This window comes from Thioalkalivibrio sp. ALE12, from assembly GCF_000381105.1.
Taxonomy (GTDB): Bacteria; Pseudomonadota; Gammaproteobacteria; order Ectothiorhodospirales; family Ectothiorhodospiraceae; genus Thioalkalivibrio.
Genome location: NZ_KB905906.1, coordinates 470,108 through 488,430, shown reverse-complemented (window position 1 = coordinate 488,430; position 18,323 = coordinate 470,108). Strand labels below are relative to the sequence as shown.

The following is an 18,323-nucleotide window of genomic DNA, read 5'->3' as shown; positions in this document are numbered from 1 at the left end:
TCCGGTTGACGGAAAATTCGGGCGCCTCAGACGAAGGTCAGCCAGCCCTCGTGGCGGCTGTCGCGCCCCTGCACCACGTCGAAGTAGCGTGACTGCAGGCGCTCGGTAATCGGGCCGCGGGTGCCGGTGCCGATCGGGCGATCGTCGACCTCGCGGATCGGGGTCACCTCGGCGGCGGTGCCGGTGAAGAAGGCCTCGTCGGCAATGTACACCTCGTCGCGGGTGATGCGCTTCTCGATGACCTCCAGCCCCTCCTCGCGCGCCAGCTCGATCACCGTGCGGCGGGTGATGCCGTCCAGCGCAGAGGTCAGGTCCGGGGTAAACAGCACGCCGTCGTGCACGATGAAGATGTTCTCGCCACTGCCCTCGGCCACGAAGCCCTCGGTATCCAGCAGCATGGCCTCGTCGTAGCCGCAGCGGGTGGCCTCCTGCAGGGCCATCATGGAGTTCATGTAGTTGCCGTTGGCCTTGGCCTTGCACATGGTCACGTTCACGTGGTGGCGGCTGTAGGAAGAGGTGCGGATGCGGATTCCCTTCTCGATCCCCTCGTCGCCCAGGTAGCTGCCCCAGTGCCAGGCCGCGACCATCGCGTGCACCAGCAGGTTGTCGGCGCGCAGCCCCATGCCCTCGGAGCCGAGAAAACACATCGGCCGCAGGTAGGCGCTTTCCAGCCCGTTGTCCCGCACGGACGCGATCTGCGCCTCGTTCAGCGCCTCGGCGGTGTAGGGGATGGTCATCCCGACGATCTTGGCCGAGTTAAACAGCCGTCGGGTGTGATCCTGCAGGCGGAAGATCGCCGGGCCCCGCGCAGTCTTGTAGGCGCGCACGCCCTCGAACACCCCCATGCCGTAGTGCAGGGTGTGGGTCAGTACGTGGGTCTGCGCCTCGCGCCAGGGCACCATCTGCCCGTCCAGCCAGATCACCCCGTCGCGGTCGGCCATCGACATTATCTTGTTCCTCTATGCGTTCTGGTTCGCGGCCGCTTGCGGCTCGCCGAACAGGTCATTCCAGGCTTCGATCACGCGATCGCGCACCGCGCACAGCGCGTCGTCGGGCGCCTCGACTCGGGCATCCGACCCCGCCAGCGTGAGGCGGTGGATGCGATTGCGCAGATCCCGGTAGGCATCCGCCAGCGCCTCGCTCAGGCTCGCGTCGATCACACCCTCGCGCCCGAGCGCCTCCAGCGTGCGGATCTTGTCCGGCCAGTCGCAGACGGCGGGGTGCTCGTGCGCGGATACCAAAACCCAGTATTGAACCATGAATTCAATATCAGTGATACCGCCACGGTCGCGCTTGAGATGGAAGCCCTGGCCCTTCTTCGAGGCGTGTTCCGCCAGCATGCGATCGCGCATCTCGACGACCTCGGCACGCAGCGCCCCGGCGTCGCGCTCGCGGGTCAGGACCTCGCGGCGCAGGGCGTGAAAGCGCTCGCCCAGCTCGGCATCCCCGGTCACGAAGCGGGCCCGCACCAGCGCCTGGTGTTCCCAGGTCCAGGCGGACTCGTCCTGGTAGCGCCGGAACGCCTGCAGGCCGCTGACCAGCAACCCCGCCGTGCCACTGGGCCGCAGGCGGGTATCCACCTCGTACAGGCGGCCCGCCGGGGTAAAGGCCCCCAGCAGGTGCACCACCCGCTGGGCCACCCGCGCGAAGAACTCGGTGTTGTCGATCACCTTCGGGCCCGCCGTCTGGGCTTCATCGCCTTCACTGTCGTGCAGGAACACCACGTCCAGATCCGAACCATAGCCCAGCTCGAAGCCGCCCAGCTTGCCGTAGCCAATCACCGCGAAGCGCGCCACCCGCCGCGCGTCCGACGCCCCGCACTGCGGCTCGCCGTGGCGCTCGACCATCTTCTCCCACGCCAGTTGCAGCACCCGCTCCAGCAGGACCTCGGCAAGCCAGGTCAGGTGATCGGAGACCTTCATCAGCGGCAGGAAGCCCATGATGTCGGCGGCCGCCACGCGCAGCGTCTGCACCTGCTTGAACTGCCGCAGGCGGTCCAGCATCTGTTCGTGGTCCTGCTCGGGAAACTGCGCCAGTTCGGCCTCCAGCTCCTCGCGCAGCCCGTCGCGATCCGGCGGTGCGTAGAGCGCACGCGGATCCAGCAGCTCGTCCAGCAGCACTGGATGCCGGGTCAGCTGTTCGTTGATCCACGGGCTGGCGGCCACCAGCTTCACCAGCTGGGACAGCGCCAGCGGGTTTTCCACCAGCAGCGACAGGTAGACCGAACGCCGGGCGATGGTGCGCACCATCTGCAGGGCCCGGGGCAGCACCGCATCCGGGGCCTCCATCTCCGCGATGGCCCCGATCAGCAGCGGCATCAGGCGGTCCAGCCGCTGGCGCCCGGTCACGCTCATCGCACGCACGCCCGGGCTCTCGCGTAGATCGGCGATGCCGCGCAGGGCCTCGTCCGCATGCTGGAAGTCCATCGCCTCCAGTACCGCGCGGGCATCATCCTCCGGGAGCGCCCCCTGCCAGAGACGATTCAGCTGCTGCTCGCGATCCGCCTCCGGCGAGGCCTCCATGGCCGCCCCGTCCGCGCGCTGCGGGGCGCTGAAGACCTGCTCGAAGTGGGCATGCACCCGCCGCTGCTCGCGCAGCAGCGCCATCTCGAACGCGGCCTCGTCGTCGAAACCCAGCGACAGCGCCAGGCGGTGGCGATCATCCCCGTTGGAGGGCAGGCGGTGCGTCTGCTGATCATTCAGCATCTGCAGGCGATTCTCCACGCGGCGCAGGAAGCGATAGGAACGCTCCAGCTGCTCGACCGCGTAGGCCGGCAGGAGCTCGCGCTCGCGCAGCACCCCCATCACGCCCAGCAGGTCGCGACGCTGCAGCGCCTGGTCGCGTCCGCCCCGGATCAGCTGGAACGACTGCGCGATGAACTCGATCTCACGGATCCCGCCCTCGCCGTGCTTCACGTCCTCGAACCGGCCGCGCCGCGCCGACTCGTCGTTGATCATCTGCTTCAGCTCGCGCAGGTTGGCGAGGGTGCCGTAGTCCAGGTAGCGCCGATAGATGAAGGGGCGCAGCCGCCGCATCAGCCGCGCGCCGGCCTCGGGGTCGCCCGCCAGCGGGCTGGCCTTGATCAGGGCATAGCGCTCCCACTCGCGCCCGTGTGCCTGGTAGTAGTCCTCCATGGCGTCGAAGTGCATCACCAGCGGGCCGGAATCGCCGAAGGGACGCAGGCGCATGTCCACGCGATAGCAGAAGCCATCCGCGGTCACATCCGACAGCACCGCGATCAACTGCCGCCCCAGGCGCTGGAAAAACGCCTGGTTCTCGATCACCCGTTCACCATCGGTCTCCCCCGCCTCCTCGAAGGCGAAGATCAGATCGATGTCGGAGGAGAAATTGAGCTCGCCGCCGCCCAGCTTGCCCAGCCCCAGGACTACCATGGACTGGGCCTCGCCCTCCGGCCCGCGGGGCTGGCCGTAACGCTCCTGCAAGTGCCGGTCCAGCCACTGCAGCCCGCCCTCGATCAGGGATCGGGCCAGCCGGCTCAGGTCGTGCATCACCTCGTCGAGGTCTGCCTGGCCCGACAGATCGCGCCAGGCCACGCGGATCATCTCGCGATGCCGGGTCTCGCGCAGCACATGCCGCAGCGCGGCCTCGTCGGTGGCACCTTCCAGTCGCGCCTGGAGGGTGCGTTCGAAAGCGGCATCGTCACAGGCCGCCACCCGGCCCGCCGGGTCCAGGGCCTCGAGCAGGTATTCCGGATGCTGGCGCACCGTCTGCGCCAGGTAATGGCTGAAGGCCAGCGCCACGGGCGTCGCCGCGAGGAAGGTATCCGGCCAGGCGCATTTCTCGTCCAGCTCGGCCAGCAGGTCGCGAACCTCCTGCTGCAACGACGCGGGCAGGGACGCGGGGGATTCGGGCAGAGGCTTGTCCATGTGCCAAGCCTATCAGCGTTGCACCCGATTGGGTGCCCGGCCCAGCGCGCCGCCGACCCAATGGGTATTGACATGGGATGAGAACACAAATAACAATCGTTCTCGTCTATCGAGTACCAACACCTGACCATTCTTCAATGAGGAACCGCACCATGATGCTTCGTCCACTTGCCTGGCTGATCGGCACCGCCGCGGCCATCGCCGTCAGCATGCCGCTGGTCGGCTGCAGCCCCGCCGATCAGGACGAGGTCAACCTCTATTCGGCGCGCCAGGAAAACCTGATCAAGCCGCTGCTCGACGACTTCGCCGATCAGACCGGCATTCAGGTCAACCTGGTGACCGGCGGTGCGGACAGCCTGCTGCAGCGCCTGCGCCACGAGGGCCGCAACTCCCCGGCCGATCTCTTCATCACCGTAGATGCGGCGCGCCTGCATCAGGCCCGCGAGGCCGGCGTGCTGCAGGGAATCGAGTCCGAGGTGCTGCACGAGAACATCCCCGAACGTTATCGCGACCCCGACGGGCTGTGGTTCGGCCTGTCCTCGCGGGCCCGCCCGATCCTTTATCACAAGGATCGCGTCGACCCGTCCGAGCTGTCGACCTACGAGGCCCTGACCGATAGCCAATGGGAAGGCCGCATCTGCATCCGTTCCTCCAGCAACGTCTACAACCAGTCGCTGGTGGCCGCGATGATCGCGACCGAGGGCACCGACGCCGCCCAGGAGTGGGCCAACGGAATCGTCGCCAACATGGCGCGCCAGCCGCAGGGCGGGGATCGCGACCAGATCCGCGCGGTGGCCGACGGGGTCTGCGACATCGCGATCGCCAACACCTACTACCTGGGCCTGATGCTGGACGGCGAAGGGCGTGACCGCGAAGTCGCCGAACAGATCGGCGTCTTCTGGCCCAACCAGGACGACCGCGGTACGCACGTCAACATCAGCGGCGCCGGTGTCACCGCGCACGCCCCGAACCGGGACAACGCGATCCGCCTGCTGGAGTTCCTCTCCGCCACCGAGGCCCAGGAGTGGTACGCCGAGGTCAACCAGGAGTACCCGATCCGCGACGACGTCCCGGCGAGCGAGATCCTTCAGGGATTCGGCGACTTCAAGGCCGACGACATCGAGCTCTACCGGCTGGGCAACCACAACGCCGAGGCCATGCGCGTGATGGATCGGGCCCGCTGGCGCTGAGCCTGAACCATCACACTACGCACCCCCACTCGCCCCCGGCCCTCCGGGGGCGTTTTGTTTGCACTCCGGAAGACATCGGAGACTCGGATGCAAAGAGCCCGCCATCGCGCCGGCGTTAATCCGCCAGTCCTGAAGCGGCCATAGTGGTATTCGAAACAAGAACCTTTACTATTCGCACTCCATGAGCGCACAGACGACCAGTACGGCCGCCCCAGCGGCACCCCACGCGACCCGCCGGCACCTGCCGTCGAGTCCGTGGACGGCGATCGCCCTCGTCGTGGCGCTGACCCTCGCCCTGCCGATCCTGGTCATCTTCGGGCACGTATTCATCCCCGCCGGGGAGGTCTGGACCCATCTGCGCGAGACTGTCCTCGCGGATTACGTGTTCAATTCCCTGGCGCTGCTGATCGGGGTCGGTATCGGGGTCCTGCTGATCGGGGTGCCGGTGGCCTGGCTGGTCAGCGTCTGCGACTTCCCCGGGCGCGGCATCTTCCAGTGGGCGCTGATGCTGCCGCTGGCCATGCCGGCCTACATCATTGCCTATACCTATACCGGCATGCTGGATTTCAGCGGCCCGGTACAGGTGCTGATCCGCGACCTGACCGGCCTGGGCTACGGCGAATACTGGTTCCCCGAGATCCGCTCGCTCGGCGGCGCCATGGCCATGCTCACACTGGTGCTGTACCCCTATGTCTACCTGCTCAGCCGGGCCGCCTTCCTGGAACAGTCGGTGTGCGTTCTGGAGGTCTCCCGCACCTTGGGCGCCGGCCCGTTCGGCGGTTTTCGCCGAGTCGCCCTGCCGCTCGCGCGCCCGGCCATCATCGCCGGACTGACCCTTGCCCTGATGGAGGTCCTGGCCGACTACGGCACGGTCGCCTACTTCGGCGTCAGCACCTTCACCACCGGGATCTTCCGCACCTGGTACGGCCTGGGCGACCCGGCCGCCGCCGCCCAGCTGTCGGCCGTGCTGCTGACCTTCGTCTTCGTCCTGATCGTACTGGAACGCTGGTCCCGGGCCCGGGCACGCTTCCATCACACCAGCCGCCGCTACTCCACCCTTCCGCGCTATCAACTGCGCGGCTGGAAGGGGGCCGCGGCCTTCGTCGGCTGCCTGCTGCCAGTGCTGCTGGGCTTCCTGCTGCCGGCCCTCCAGCTCGGCCTGTGGACCATGCAGACCACCGACCACTGGATGAACCCGGCCTTCGGGCGCCTGGTCTTCAACAGCTTCTGGCTGGCGATCGCGGCTGCCGTGATCGCCGTCGCCCTGGCCCTGCTCCTTGCCTATGCCCGGCGCATGGAAGGCGGGCGTTTCACGAACGCCGCCGTGCGCGTCGCCGGGATGGGCTATGCGGTGCCCGGCATCGTGATCGCGATCGGGGTGATGATCCCGTTCGCCGCGTTCGACAATGCCCTGGACGGCTTCATGCGCGACACCTTCGGGCTGTCCACCGGGTTGCTGCTGTCGGGTACCGTCTTCGCCCTGCTGTTCGCCTATACCGTGCGCTTTCTGGCGGTCTCGCTGCAGACGGTCGAGGCGGGGCTGGGCAAGATCCAGCCGAGCATGGATGACGCCGCCCGCTCGCTCGGGATGCGCCCCCTGCAGACCCTGACGCGGGTGCACCTGCCGATCATGCGCGGCACCCTGCTGACCGCGCTGCTGCTGGTGTTCGTCGACGTACTCAAGGAGCTGCCCGCCACGCTGATCCTGCGCCCGTTCGACTTCAACACCCTCGCGGTGCGCGCCTTCGAGCTGGCCGGCGACGAACGCCTGGCCGAATCCTCCTCCGCCGCACTGGCGATCGTGCTGGTGGGCCTGGTTCCCGTTATCCTGCTGTCCGTGACCATCGGCCGCTCGCGCCCCGGCCAGCAGGGCCCGACCCGCGCGGCGGACGAACAGCCGCCGCAGAAACCCCTCGCCATGCCCGCAGGCACGACGAATTCCCCATGACCCAGCCCGCCATGACCCAGCCCATCGACACCAGCCTGCAGGTGCCTCACACGCCGCTGATCGCCCTCGATCAGGTCGACATCGGCTACGACGGCACCGCCGTGGTCCACCAGGTATCGCTGGCCCTGTCCAAGGGCCAGATCGGCTGCCTGCTGGGCCCCTCCGGCTGCGGCAAGACCACGCTGCTGCGCGCCATCGCCGGGTTCGAGCCGCTGATGGCCGGCAGCATCCAGCTGGACGGGCGCAGCGTCAGCGACGCCCGGGGCACGGTGCCGCCGGAGAAGCGCGGGGTCGGCATGGTGTTCCAGGACTTCGCCCTGTTCCCGCACTTGAGCGTGGCCGACAACATCGCCTTCGGCATTCGCCACTGGGGCCGCGAGGATCGCGACGAGCGCATCCGCTCGCTGCTCAAGCTGGTGGGCCTGTCGGGCTATGGCGAGTCCTTCCCGCATGCCCTGTCCGGCGGCCAGCAGCAGCGCATCGCGCTGGCCCGGGCCCTGGCCCCGCGGCCCAAACTGCTGTTGCTGGACGAGCCCTTCTCCAGCATGGACGTGGAGCTGCGCAGCGAGCTCGCGCGCGAAGTGCGGCGTATCCTGCGCGCGGAGAACACCACCGCCATCCTGGTCACCCATGACCAGCACGAGGCCTTCGCCTTCGCCGACCGCATCGCGGTCATCCACCAGGGCCGCGTGGCCCAGTGGGATACCGCCTACAACCTCTACCACCGCCCGGCGGATCGCTTCGTCGCCGACTTCGTCGGAGAGGGCACGCTGATCCCCGGCATGGTCTGCGCCGAGCATGTGGTGGATACCGCCTTCGGCCAGATCGAGGGCACCCTGTCGGAGCAACTGCCGCCCGGCACGGCCGTGGACGTCCTGGTCCGTCCGGACGATATCGCCATCGACAACGAGGCCGGCACCATCCGCACCGAGATCCTCGACAAGGCCTTCCGCGGGGCGGACTTCCTCTACACCCTGCGTCTGCCGGACGGACTCAGCGTGCTGTGCATGGCCCCGTCCCACGACAACTTCGTGATCGGCGAACACGTGCGCCTGCGCCTCGATTTCACCCACCTGGTGGTGTTCTCGCGGGGCAGCGGGGTCGACTGCCCGGCGACCTGATCCGCCGCCTCCGTAACGCAACCGCCGGTCGGGCGGGAACTCGCGTGAGTTGGCGCGTTCCGACCCCACACGCGCCCCGCTTCGCAACCGCTATCATCGTTCCATGACCCGTCTCCGCGCCCTGTTCATTCGCCGGTTAGCCCTGTCGCGCGTCGGCGGGGTCGCACTGGTAATGCTGGCGCTTGCGGGTCTGACAAGCCCGGCCGGCGCCGAGAACGGCGCCACCCCGGGTCTGCAGATCGAGGGCGGAACCGACGCCCAGCGCGAGAACATCCGCAACAGCATCAACCTGGCGCGGCACCCCTGCGACCTGCCGGGGTTTCGCGAACGCCGGGTCCTGCGCGACACCGAGGAACGCGCCCGCAACGCCCTGCGCGCCATCGGCTTCTACGACGCCGAGCTGGAGCTGGACTTCGAGCGCGGCGAGGACTGCTGGGACGTCCGTATCACCCTGGACCCCGGGCCACCCACCACGGTCGAGCGGATCGATATCCAGATCACTGGCGAGGGGGCCGACGACCTGGGCTTCGAGGCCGTGCGCAGCCAGACCGAGATCCGCGTGGGTGACACCCTGCGCCACGACCGCTACGAGGCCCTGCGTAACCGCATGACGCGGATCGCCGCCGATCGCGGCTACTTCGACGCCGATCTCCACACCCGGCGCCTCGAGGTAGACCGCGACGCGCGCGCCGCCACCATCCGCCTGCACATGGAGACCGGGGATCGCTACCGCATGGGCCAGGTCCGTATCGACCAGGACATCCTCGCCGACGACTTCGTCCAGCGCATGGTGCCCTTCGAGGCCGGCGACCCGTACAGCTCGGCGCAGATCATCGCACTGCAACGCAACCTGAACGACAGCGGCTACTTCGGCGGCGTCCGCGTGCGCCCGCAGCGCGATGCGGCGGACGGGCTGGAAGTCCCGATCCTCGCGGAGCTGGAACCACGCAAACGCCACAGCTACGAGGCCGGCATCGGCTACTCCACCGATATCGGACCGCGCATCCGCCTGCGCTACGAACATCGCTACGCCAACACCCGGGGCCACCGCTACCAGGCCGAGATCGAGGCGTCCCCGGTGCGATCCGGCATCGGCTACAACTACGAGATCCCGCTGCGCGACCCGCTGCGTGAACGCCTGAACCTGTTCACCACCTACCGCACGGAAAAGACGGACACCCAGGAATCCGACCGCTTCCAGATCGGGGCCAACCGTATCCTGCAGCGCCGCAGTGGCTGGCAGACCACCGAGGGGCTGCGCTACGAATACGAGGACTACACCGCCGGCGAGGACGACAGCGGCCGCAGCCAGCTGCTGATCCCGTCCTACCGCATCAGCCGCATGGATGCGGACGATCCGATGACCCCGCGGCGCGGCTACCGCTTCGAGGCCACCGTGCAGGGCGCGCGCGAGGAGATCCTGTCCAGTACCTCGTTTGCGCAGGTACTGGCCAGCGGCAAGATCGTGCGCGGCCTCGGCCCCGGACGGGTACTGGCGCGCGCGGACGCCGGTTTCACCGAGGTCGACGCGGTGCAGGAGCTCCCCAGCTCCCTGCGCTTCTACGCCGGCGGTGACGCCAGTATCCGCGGCTACGGCTATCAGCGGGTCGGCCCGCGCAACGAGGACGGCGATGTGATCGGCGGGCGCCACAAGGTGGTTGGAAGCCTGGAGTACGACTACCCGGTCGTCGGCAACTGGAGCGCCGCGGCCTTCGTGGACGCCGGCAACGTGGTCAACGAGTGGGACGAATTCGACCCGGTCTACGGGGTCGGGATCGGCGTGCGCTGGCGCTCCCCGGTCGGTCCCATCCGCGTGGACCTGGCCCACGGCCCGGATTCGGAAGACGACTTCCGCATCCACTTCTCCATGGGGCCGGACCTGTGAAGTCCGTTTTGCGCGCCAGCCTGTGGGGGCTGTCCACGCTCCTGACCCTGGTGATCGTCCTGCTGGGGACCCTCGGCGCCCTGCTCGCCACCGAGTCCGGTACCCGCTGGCTGGCCGTCCAGGGCGAGCGCCTGGCCCCGGTCGAGTTGCGCATCGACCGGGTCGAGGGAACGCTGTTTACCGAACTGCGGCTGCACGGCCTGTACCTGGCGCTCCCCGACGGGCCGGAGATCGATCTGCCCGCGGGCCGCATCGGCGTCAGTGCCCGCAGCCTGCTGCGCGGGGAACTGAACATCCGGCTGCTGGCCGCCACGGGCATGCGCGTCGATCTACCGTCGCCCGACCCGGAGGCGGCCTCCGACGATGAACCCTTCGCACTGCCCGAATCCATCCAGCTACCGCTGGCAGTGCGCCTGGGCCAGCTACTCGTCGAGGATCTGGAGATCCTTCAGACCGGCGAGCCACTGGCTACCATCACCCGCCTGACGGCCGGCGCCCGGGCGCGCGGTTCGCGGGTCGAGCTGCAGGCGCTGGCACTGGATATGCCGGAGATCCGCGCCCGACTGACCGGGGAGATCGAGACCGACGGGGACTATCCGCTCGAGCTGCGCGGCCAGTGGCAGGCCCCCCTGCCCGAGACGGCCGCCGAGGGCCTGGGAACCGACGAGGCACACGGCGAGCTGCGGGTCACCGGGGCCCTGCGGGAACGCGTACAGGTGGACCATGACCTGCGCGCCGGCATCGAGCTGAGCCTGCATGCCAGCGCCCGCGAACTGTTCGCCACGCCAGAGCTGGAACTGACCGCGCAGTGGCAGCCCTTCGCCTACCACATCGATCCGGAACAGCACGTCGACATGGAGGCCGGGCGCCTTGAGGTGCACGGCACACCGGAGGCCTGGGCCCTGGAGATCGACACGGCCGCCACCCTCGCACCCTGGCCGCGCATCGCCGTGAGCACCCGTGCACGGGGAGACCTCGAATCGCTGCAGCTTGAAGGTCTCGAGATCGCTTCCGAAGCCGGTCGGATCGCCCTGTCCGGCCCGGTCCGCTTCGACGACGCCCTGGACTGGGATCTGGCCCTGGAGGCCCGTCAACTGACGCCGGCGCCGCTGGGCCTGGAAGTGGATGCCGGGATCGAGCATCTCAAGGCGCAGCTGCAGGGTCACCTGCCGCTGGGGACCAACGCCCCGCCCCTGGCCGCCCTCGAGGCACGCGCGAGCGTCACCGAACTGGAAGGACATTTCGAGGATCACCCGATCAGCGGGCGCCTGAACGCGTGGGTGGCCGACGGCGAGGCCGGCATCGAGGACACCCGCCTGGCCATCCGCGACCTCGCGCGGCTGGATCTGGCGGGTGCGGCCACGGGCCTGGCCGGCGACCTGACCGATCCCGATCACCGCATCGCCTTCGACCTCGGGCTGGACCTCGCGGCCCCGGAACTGGCACGCCTGCACCCGGAGCTGGACGGCCGCATCGAACAACTGCGCGTGGCACTGGACGGCGACTACGCACCCGCCAGCGGTGGCCTCGCCGCGCAGCTCGAGCTGGCCCCGCTGCAGGCCCGCCTGCGCGGGATCGACATCACGGGTGACGCCCGGGTCGCGCTGAGCGAGACCGGTGGCCAGATCGAACGGCTGCATCTCGCTGCCGACACGGGTGCGCGGCTGGCCCTGAGCGGCGACCTCGACTGGACCGAAGGCCTGGCGTGGGATCTCGCGCTGGACGGCGAGAGGCTGGACCCGTCACTGGTGGCCGCCGAGCTCCCCGGCCAGCTCACGCTGGCCCTGACCAGCGAGGGACACCTGGACGCCGACGGCCGCCCGCGCCTCCAGGCCCGACTACAGCGCCTGGAGGGCCGCCTGCGCGAACAGCCCGTTTCCGGTCAGGCGGAACTCGCGCTGGAGGGCGAACACCTGCGCGTGGACCGCCTGGACCTGGCGCTGGGTCGGAACACGCTGAGCGCCCGCGGCGAGTGGACCGACGCCCTCGACTTCGAACTGCAACTGGATGCACCGGAGCTGGACCGGGCCTGGCCCGACCTTGGCGGCCGGCTGGAACTGGATGCGCGTATCACGGGGGACCCCGAGCGTCCGCGCGTCGCGGCGCGCGGCAGCGGCGCCGGCCTGCGACTGGCGGACATCACCCTGGAACGGCTGGAATTGCAGGCCGATGCGGGCCTCGAAGTAGCCGCACCCGCCGAGATCGAGCTGCGCCTGGCCGGGCTCGAACCGGGCGACGGGACGCGGGTGGAGTCTTTGCGGCTGGACGCCTCCGGCCGCGTGGATGAACACCGCGTCATCCTCGCCGCAGATGCGACAGACCTGGGTTCGCTGGAACTGGCGCTGCGCGGCGGCCTGGACCCCGAGACCCTGCACTGGCGCGGACAGCTCGCACGACTGGACCTGGACCAGCCCGCCGCCGGGGCCTGGAGCCTGGCCGAGCCGGTCGCGCTGGAGGGCGGGCCCGAACAGGCACGGCTGGGGCGCCTGTGCCTGGCTCGGGACGACGCGCGCCTGTGTACCGAGGTCCGCTGGAGCGCCACCGCAGGGGCGGAGTTCGGTGCCGACATCCGGGCCCTGGACCTGGCCTGGCTGGACCCCTCCCTGCCGCCGGAACTGGCCATCGCCGGCGAGCTGAACGCCGAGGCCAGCGGCCGCCTCGACCCCGATGGCACCCTGGCGGCCGACCTGGCTGTGACGCCGACCGACGGCCACCTGATCGTGCGGGACGAGGACGGGGATCTGGAAGAGGTCCCCTATCGCGATGTGCGCCTGACCGCCCGGGTACGCGATCGCGACGTGGACGCCGCCCTGCGCCTCGACTTCCTGGAGGGCGGAACCGCCCGCAGCGACATCCGCCTGCGCCCGGACGGCGAGGACCTGCGCCTGGACGGTGACTTTGTCGCGCGCCTCGAGGACCTGGCGTGGCTGGCCGCCCTGAGCCCCGAGATCCAGCACCTGAGAGGGTCGCTGGACGCCCGCCTGGACTTTGGTGGCCGCCTCGACGCACCGCTGGTGGAGGGTGAGGTGGCCTTCCGCGACGGGGGCGTGCTGATCCCGGAGGCGGGTATCGACGTGGTGATCCCCGAGATCACGGCCCGCGTGGTGTCGGCCGAGGAGCTGACGCTCGCCGGGCGGCTGGAGTCCGGCGATGGCGGCATCGACCTCGACGGCCGGGTCGATCTCGGGGGCGACGGCCCGCGCGCCGAACTGAATCTGGCCGGCACGGACTTCCTGGTGGTCAATCGGGTGGACGCGGAGGCCCGCATCACACCGGACCTGCAGCTGGTCTTCACCCCCGCCGACGGCATTCGCGTGCGCGGCGAGGTATTCCTGCCCTGGGCGCGCATCCGCCCGCCGGACCTGCCGCCGGGCGCGATCCGGGTCTCCGGCGACGAGGTCATCCTCGGCGAGGAGATCCAGGAGGCCCAGGGGCTGAAGACCGACATCCGGATCCGGATCCGGCTGGGCGACGACGTGCGCTTCGACGGCTTCGGCCTGACCGCGCGCTTCGCCGGCGAGGTGGATGTCGAGGAGATCACCGGGCAGCCCACCCAGCTCTTCGGCGAGATCACCATCCCCGAGGGGCAGTACAGCGACTATGGCCAGGATCTGCGGGTGGAACGCGGCAGCCTCGTCTTCCAGGGGCCGGCGGAAACCCCGGAACTGGACCTGCGCGCGGTGCGCACCGTGCGGGAATACAACGTGACAGTCGGCCTGGAGATCCGCGGCACGCCGGACAACCTGCGCTCGCGGGTGATCTCCGACCCGCCGATGGACGAGACCGAGGCGATGGCGTTCCTGCTGACCGGTCGCCCCCTGTCGGGCGCATCACAATCGGACGGCAACATGATCGCCGCCGCCGCGGCGGCCTACGGCCTGGAACAGGGTGCGGTCATCACCGAGCGCATCGGCCGCGAACTGGGCCTGGACGAGGTGGAACTGGATACCGAGGGCGGGCTGGACGAGAGCGCGCTGACGCTGGGTCTGTACCTCTCGCCAAGGCTCCTGCTGCGCTACTCCATCGGGTTGTTCGACAACACCTCGAAGGTCCTGCTGCGCTATGAACTGACCCGCAACCTGAGCGTGGAAACCGCCTCCGGCACCACGGAACAGTCCGTCGACCTGATCTACCGCATCGAACGCTAGGGAGACGCTGCGGCCTGTAAACCCGTTTTTTCACCACGAAGCGCACGAAGGTACGAAGAAAAAGCGGTTCGGATGCAGGCATTAGCACACCAAGCTCACCGAAACACCGCGCTTTCTCGCAACGGCTGACCGACACTCGAATCACGACTACTCCCCGAGAATCTTCTCGAGGCCGGCGCTGCCCGACCGGTCATCGCGAGGAGCGAAGCGACGTGGCGATCGGTGAGGCATCCACTCCAACGCGCCCACGTCACCACGCCGAACCGACACGGTGGGCGTCCAGAGTTCTCTGTTAGCTCGAGGCGTCGCGGGCCCCGTTGCGCGCCGCCTCGATGCGGGTGCGGATCTGGCTACGGTAGAGCTGCTCGTTGGGGATGCCCACCAGCGGCGTGCCGGCCGGGCGACCCTCGGCATCGAAGGCCATGATGGTCGGCACGACGCGCACCCCGTAGTTCCGGCCGAGGCGATTCCCGGGCAGTGTCTCGCCATCAAAGTCGCGGACCTCGTCCCGGTCCAGCATCACCTTGCGGATATGTACCCCAGCGAAGGCCGGATCCTCGGCCATCGGGCCCAGGTGCTGTTGTTCCGCCCGGTCACAGTAGGGGCAGCTACTGGAGGCGAACATGATCACGGTCGGTCGTCCATCACCGTTACCGGCCAGGGCCCGCAGATCGGTCGCACGCTCCACGCCACCGGCCGCCGCGGGGGGCGTCAGCACCAAGCCCGCCATCAGGGTAACGGCCCCCAGCAGGGCCGCGAACGGATTGCGTCTCGGGATTCGATGGATCGTCATGATGATCGGCCTCTCCAGATATCTGGACCCAGTCTAGGGGCACAAGATTAACGCAGACTGAAGGGCGTTTCGCGCCAACCCGGTCAACCCGGGAGCGGAGAGGGATTCATCGGCGACCTGGCGGGGGAACACGCACAAAAAAGCCCCGCCGAAGCGGGGCCTTGCACCGGCTCGCCGGCGAACCGGCGGCCGGGGTATTGCGAGCGACCTTAGTTTGCGCGCTGGCGCACGTCGGAGGTCACTTCCACGCGGCGGTTGGCCTCGCGGCCGGCCTGGGTGGAGTTGTCGGCGGTCGGGCGGTCTTCGCCGTAGCCGACGGTGCGGATGTCGCTTTCACGCACGCCTTCGCTGGCCAGGAAGTCGGCGACGGCCTGGGCACGACGCTCGGACAGACCCTGGTTGTAGTCGGCCGGGCCGATGGTGCAGGTGTGACCTTCGACCAGCACCGAGCTGTACTCGGCGTCGTCGGCGGTCAGGCTGCGGGCCAGGTCACGCAGGGCGGAACGGCCTTCGGAGCGCAGCTCGGCGCTGTCGAAGTCGAACAGCGCCTGGGCGCTCAGCGTGGTAGTGGTGAATTCCGGCTCCGGCTCCGGCTGCGGGGCAGCAGCGGGCTCGGGCTCGGGGGCTTCGGCGGTTTCCTGGATGTAGCCCGCGCACTGTTCGAACTTCACGTTTTCCGGGGCCCAGGAACGCGTGCGCACGCACTCGCCAGAGCGATCGACCACGACCTTGCCGCTGCGGTCGGTGACGTTCGCGGCCGGCGGTTCCTGCGCAACGACCTGCCCGGCGGTGCCCAGCACCAGCGAAGCCACGGACGCGGCCAGAAGATTCTTAACGAGCTTATGATTCATTGCATAGCCTCCTTGTAAAAACAATCGACGTCGGACCCCGTTTGCGGTCGTACGGAAATCAGTAGTCGCACGCGCATCCGCAATCCAAAGCAGCGAGCTCCTTGCGCCAAGCCCTCTACAGTACCCTGATACTGGCACACAAGTTCGGGTTTTGCACGCAACGAGACGCAATTTTTGTATCGGCATCACAACGCCGTCACATTCCGCAAACTGGCCGGGATCCAGCCACTTTCGGCGGGACTGTCACGTCATTGCAACAGCCCCTGCGGGGATCCCGCGTATCTCAAGGGACACACAGTCGCATTAAGGGTTCCCTGACGCGGCGCCGACCCACGAGACCACACTGGGGCCGATCGTCTCGCCAGACAAAAAGACCCCGCCGAAGCGGGGTCCCGGGTACATCGGCGATGTACGGAGAAGGCGCGGCTTACATCATGCCGCCCATGCCTCCCATACCGCCCATGCCACCCATACCGCCCATGTCGTCGCCACCGGCGCCGCCACCGTCATCCTTCTTCGGGATGTCGGCGATCATGGCCTCGGTGGTGATCAGCAGGGCTGCCACGGACGCGGCGTTCTGCAGTGCGGAACGGGTCACCTTGGTCGGATCCAGGATGCCCATGTCGATCATGTCGCCGAACTCGCCAGTGGCGGCGTTGTAGCCGTAGTTGCCCTTGCCTTCCAGGACCTGGTTCAGGACCACGGACGGCTCGTCACCGGAGTTGTAGACGATCTGGCGCAGCGGCTCTTCCATCGCACGGCGGCAGATATTGATACCCGCGGTCTGCTCTTCGTTGTCGCCCTTGAGCTTGGTGATCGCGGCGCAGGCACGCAGCAGGGCCACGCCACCGCCGGGGACCACGCCTTCTTCCACCGCCGCACGCGTGGCGTGCAGGGCGTCCTCGACGCGGGCCTTCTTCTCTTTCATCTCGACCTCGGTGGCGGCACCGACCTTGATCACCGCAACACCGCCGGCCAGCTTGGCCACGCGTTCCTGCAGCTTCTCCTTGTCGTAGTCGGAGGTCGCTTCCTCGATCTGCGCACGGATCTGGTCAACACGGCCCTTGATGTCCTTGTTGGTGCCCATGCCGTCGATGATGGTGGTGTTTTCCTTGGTCACCTGCACCTTCTTGGCGCGACCCAGGTCTTCCACCGTGGTCTTCTCCAGCGACAGGCCGACCTCTTCCGAGATCACCTGGCCGCCCGTCAGCACGGCGATGTCCTGCAGCATGGCCTTGCGGCGATCGCCGAAGCCCGGGGCCTTCACGGCGGCGACCTTCACGATGCCGCGCATGGAGTTCACCACCAGCGTGGCCAGGGCCTCGCCCTCGATGTCCTCGGCGATAATCAGCAGCGGCTTGTTGGCCTTGGCGACGCCTTCCAGGATCGGCAGCAGATCACGGATGTTCGAGATCTTCTTGTCGAACAGCAGGATGTAGGCATCCTCCAGCTCGGCGCTCATGTTCTGCTGGTTGTTGATGAAGTAGGGCGACAGGTAGCCGCGATCGAACTGCATGCCTTCCACGACATCCAGCTCGTTTTCCAGCGAGGAACCTTCCTCGACGGTGATCACGCCTTCCTTGCCGACCTTGTCCATCGCATCGGCAATGATCTCGCCGATGGCGGTATCGGAGTTCGCGGAGATCGAACCGACCTGCGCGATCGCCTTGTGCTCGGTGCACGGCTTGGACAGCTTCTTCAGCTCTTCGGTCGCGGACTTCACGGCCTTGTCGATACCGCGCTTGAGGTCCATCGGGTTCATGCCGGCGGTGACCGCCTTCATGCCTTCGCGGACGATGGACTGGGCCAGCACGGTCGCGGTGGTGGTGCCGTCACCGGCGGCGTCGGAGGTCTGCGAGGAGACTTCCTTGACCAGCTGCGCGCCCATGTTCTCGAACTTGTCTTCCAGTTCGATCTCCTTGGCCACGGACACACCGTCCTTGGTCACGGTCGGGGCGCCGAAGGCCTTGTCCAGGACCACGTTGCGGCCCTTGGGACCGAGGGTGACCTTCACGGCGTTGGCCAGGGTGTTCACGCCCTTGGCCATGCGGGTACGGGCGTCGGTACCAAAGCGTACTTCTTTAGCGCTCATGATTCGTTCTACTCCTGAAAATTCGTGTTAGACGGACGCGGGACGGGGCCTCAGCCCTCGATGACGGCCATGATGTCGTCTTCGCGCATCACCAGGACGTCTTCGCCCTCGACCTTGACCTCGGTGCCGGAGTACTTGCCGAACAGGACCTTGTCACCGGCCTTCACGTCCAGCGGACGGGACTCGCCGTTATCCAGGATCTTGCCGTTGCCCACCGCCAGGACCTCGCCGCGGATCGGCTTTTCGGCCGCGGAATCCGGGATCACGATGCCGCCGGGGGTGGTGCGCTCTTCTTCCATACGCTTCACGATGACTCGATCGTGCAAAGGCCGCAGGTTCATGGTTCGAACTCCTTATAAAGTGTCTGCAACAGGAAAGTTGGGGTGTCGGACGGGCACCCTGTTAGCA

The 18,323-nt window shown here is 68.2% G+C and carries 11 protein-coding genes; 5 read left to right on the top strand and 6 right to left on the bottom strand.

Translation table 11 applies throughout. From position 1 onward, the window contains the following. Positions 1-26: 26 nt before the first annotated feature. Positions 27-947: a branched-chain amino acid transaminase gene (locus F614_RS0105620; protein WP_018865877.1), complete on the bottom strand. Its 921-nt coding sequence runs from the start codon at positions 945-947 to the stop codon at positions 27-29. Between the two features lie 12 nt (positions 948-959). Then, entirely contained in the window at positions 960-3,887 is a 2,928-nt protein-coding gene (gene glnE / locus F614_RS0105615; protein WP_019558439.1) for a bifunctional [glutamate--ammonia ligase]-adenylyl-L-tyrosine phosphorylase/[glutamate--ammonia-ligase] adenylyltransferase, read from the bottom strand. Positions 3,888-4,039: 152 nt separating this feature from the next. On the opposite strand from glnE, the gene F614_RS0105610 reads away from it, so the two are divergent. The 5 genes from F614_RS0105610 to F614_RS0105590 all read left to right on the top strand — a co-directional run bounded on the left by F614_RS0105610 (position 4,040) and on the right by F614_RS0105590 (position 14,179). After that, positions 4,040-5,077, top strand: a complete 1,038-nt coding sequence (locus F614_RS0105610; protein WP_019558438.1) for a Fe(3+) ABC transporter substrate-binding protein — start codon at positions 4,040-4,042, stop codon at positions 5,075-5,077. A 181-nt stretch (positions 5,078-5,258) separates the two neighbouring features. Next, a complete protein-coding gene (locus F614_RS0105605; RefSeq protein ID WP_038037216.1) occupies positions 5,259-7,025 on the top strand; it encodes an iron ABC transporter permease in 1,767 nt (588 codons plus the stop codon). A gap of 11 nt (positions 7,026-7,036) precedes the next feature. Next, positions 7,037-8,146 carry an ABC transporter ATP-binding protein gene (locus F614_RS0105600; protein WP_038037222.1) on the top strand — a complete coding sequence of 370 codons (1,110 nt, stop codon included), beginning with the start codon at positions 7,037-7,039 and terminating at the stop codon, positions 8,144-8,146. A 103-nt stretch (positions 8,147-8,249) separates the two neighbouring features. Further along, on the top strand, positions 8,250-10,031 hold the full coding sequence (locus F614_RS0105595; RefSeq protein WP_051080437.1) for an autotransporter assembly complex family protein: 1,782 nt from the start codon (positions 8,250-8,252) through the stop codon (positions 10,029-10,031). Between the two features lie 8 nt (positions 10,032-10,039). Beyond that, positions 10,040-14,179 (top strand): translocation/assembly module TamB domain-containing protein, encoded by a 4,140-nt coding sequence (locus tag F614_RS0105590; RefSeq protein ID WP_019558435.1) that lies wholly within the window; start codon positions 10,040-10,042, stop codon positions 14,177-14,179. A gap of 292 nt (positions 14,180-14,471) precedes the next feature. Here the strand turns inward: F614_RS0105590 and F614_RS0105585 are convergent, their stop codons facing one another. From F614_RS0105585 to groES, 4 genes are all read right to left on the bottom strand, one after another. Further along, entirely contained in the window at positions 14,472-14,972 is a 501-nt protein-coding gene (locus F614_RS0105585) for a thioredoxin fold domain-containing protein (RefSeq protein WP_019558434.1), read from the bottom strand. 209 nt (positions 14,973-15,181) lie between these two features. Next, complete coding sequence (locus F614_RS0105580) at positions 15,182-15,823, bottom strand: OmpA family protein (protein WP_019558433.1); 642 nt, start codon at positions 15,821-15,823, stop codon at positions 15,182-15,184. A 427-nt stretch (positions 15,824-16,250) separates the two neighbouring features. Then, on the bottom strand, positions 16,251-17,915 hold the full coding sequence (groL, locus tag F614_RS0105575; RefSeq protein ID WP_018865886.1) for a chaperonin GroEL: 1,665 nt from the start codon (positions 17,913-17,915) through the stop codon (positions 16,251-16,253). A gap of 50 nt (positions 17,916-17,965) precedes the next feature. Next, the gene (groES, locus tag F614_RS0105570; protein WP_017942807.1) at positions 17,966-18,256 is read right to left on the bottom strand and encodes a co-chaperone GroES; all 291 of its coding nucleotides are present in this window, start codon (positions 18,254-18,256) and stop codon (positions 17,966-17,968) included. Between the last annotated feature and the right edge of the window lie 67 nt (positions 18,257-18,323).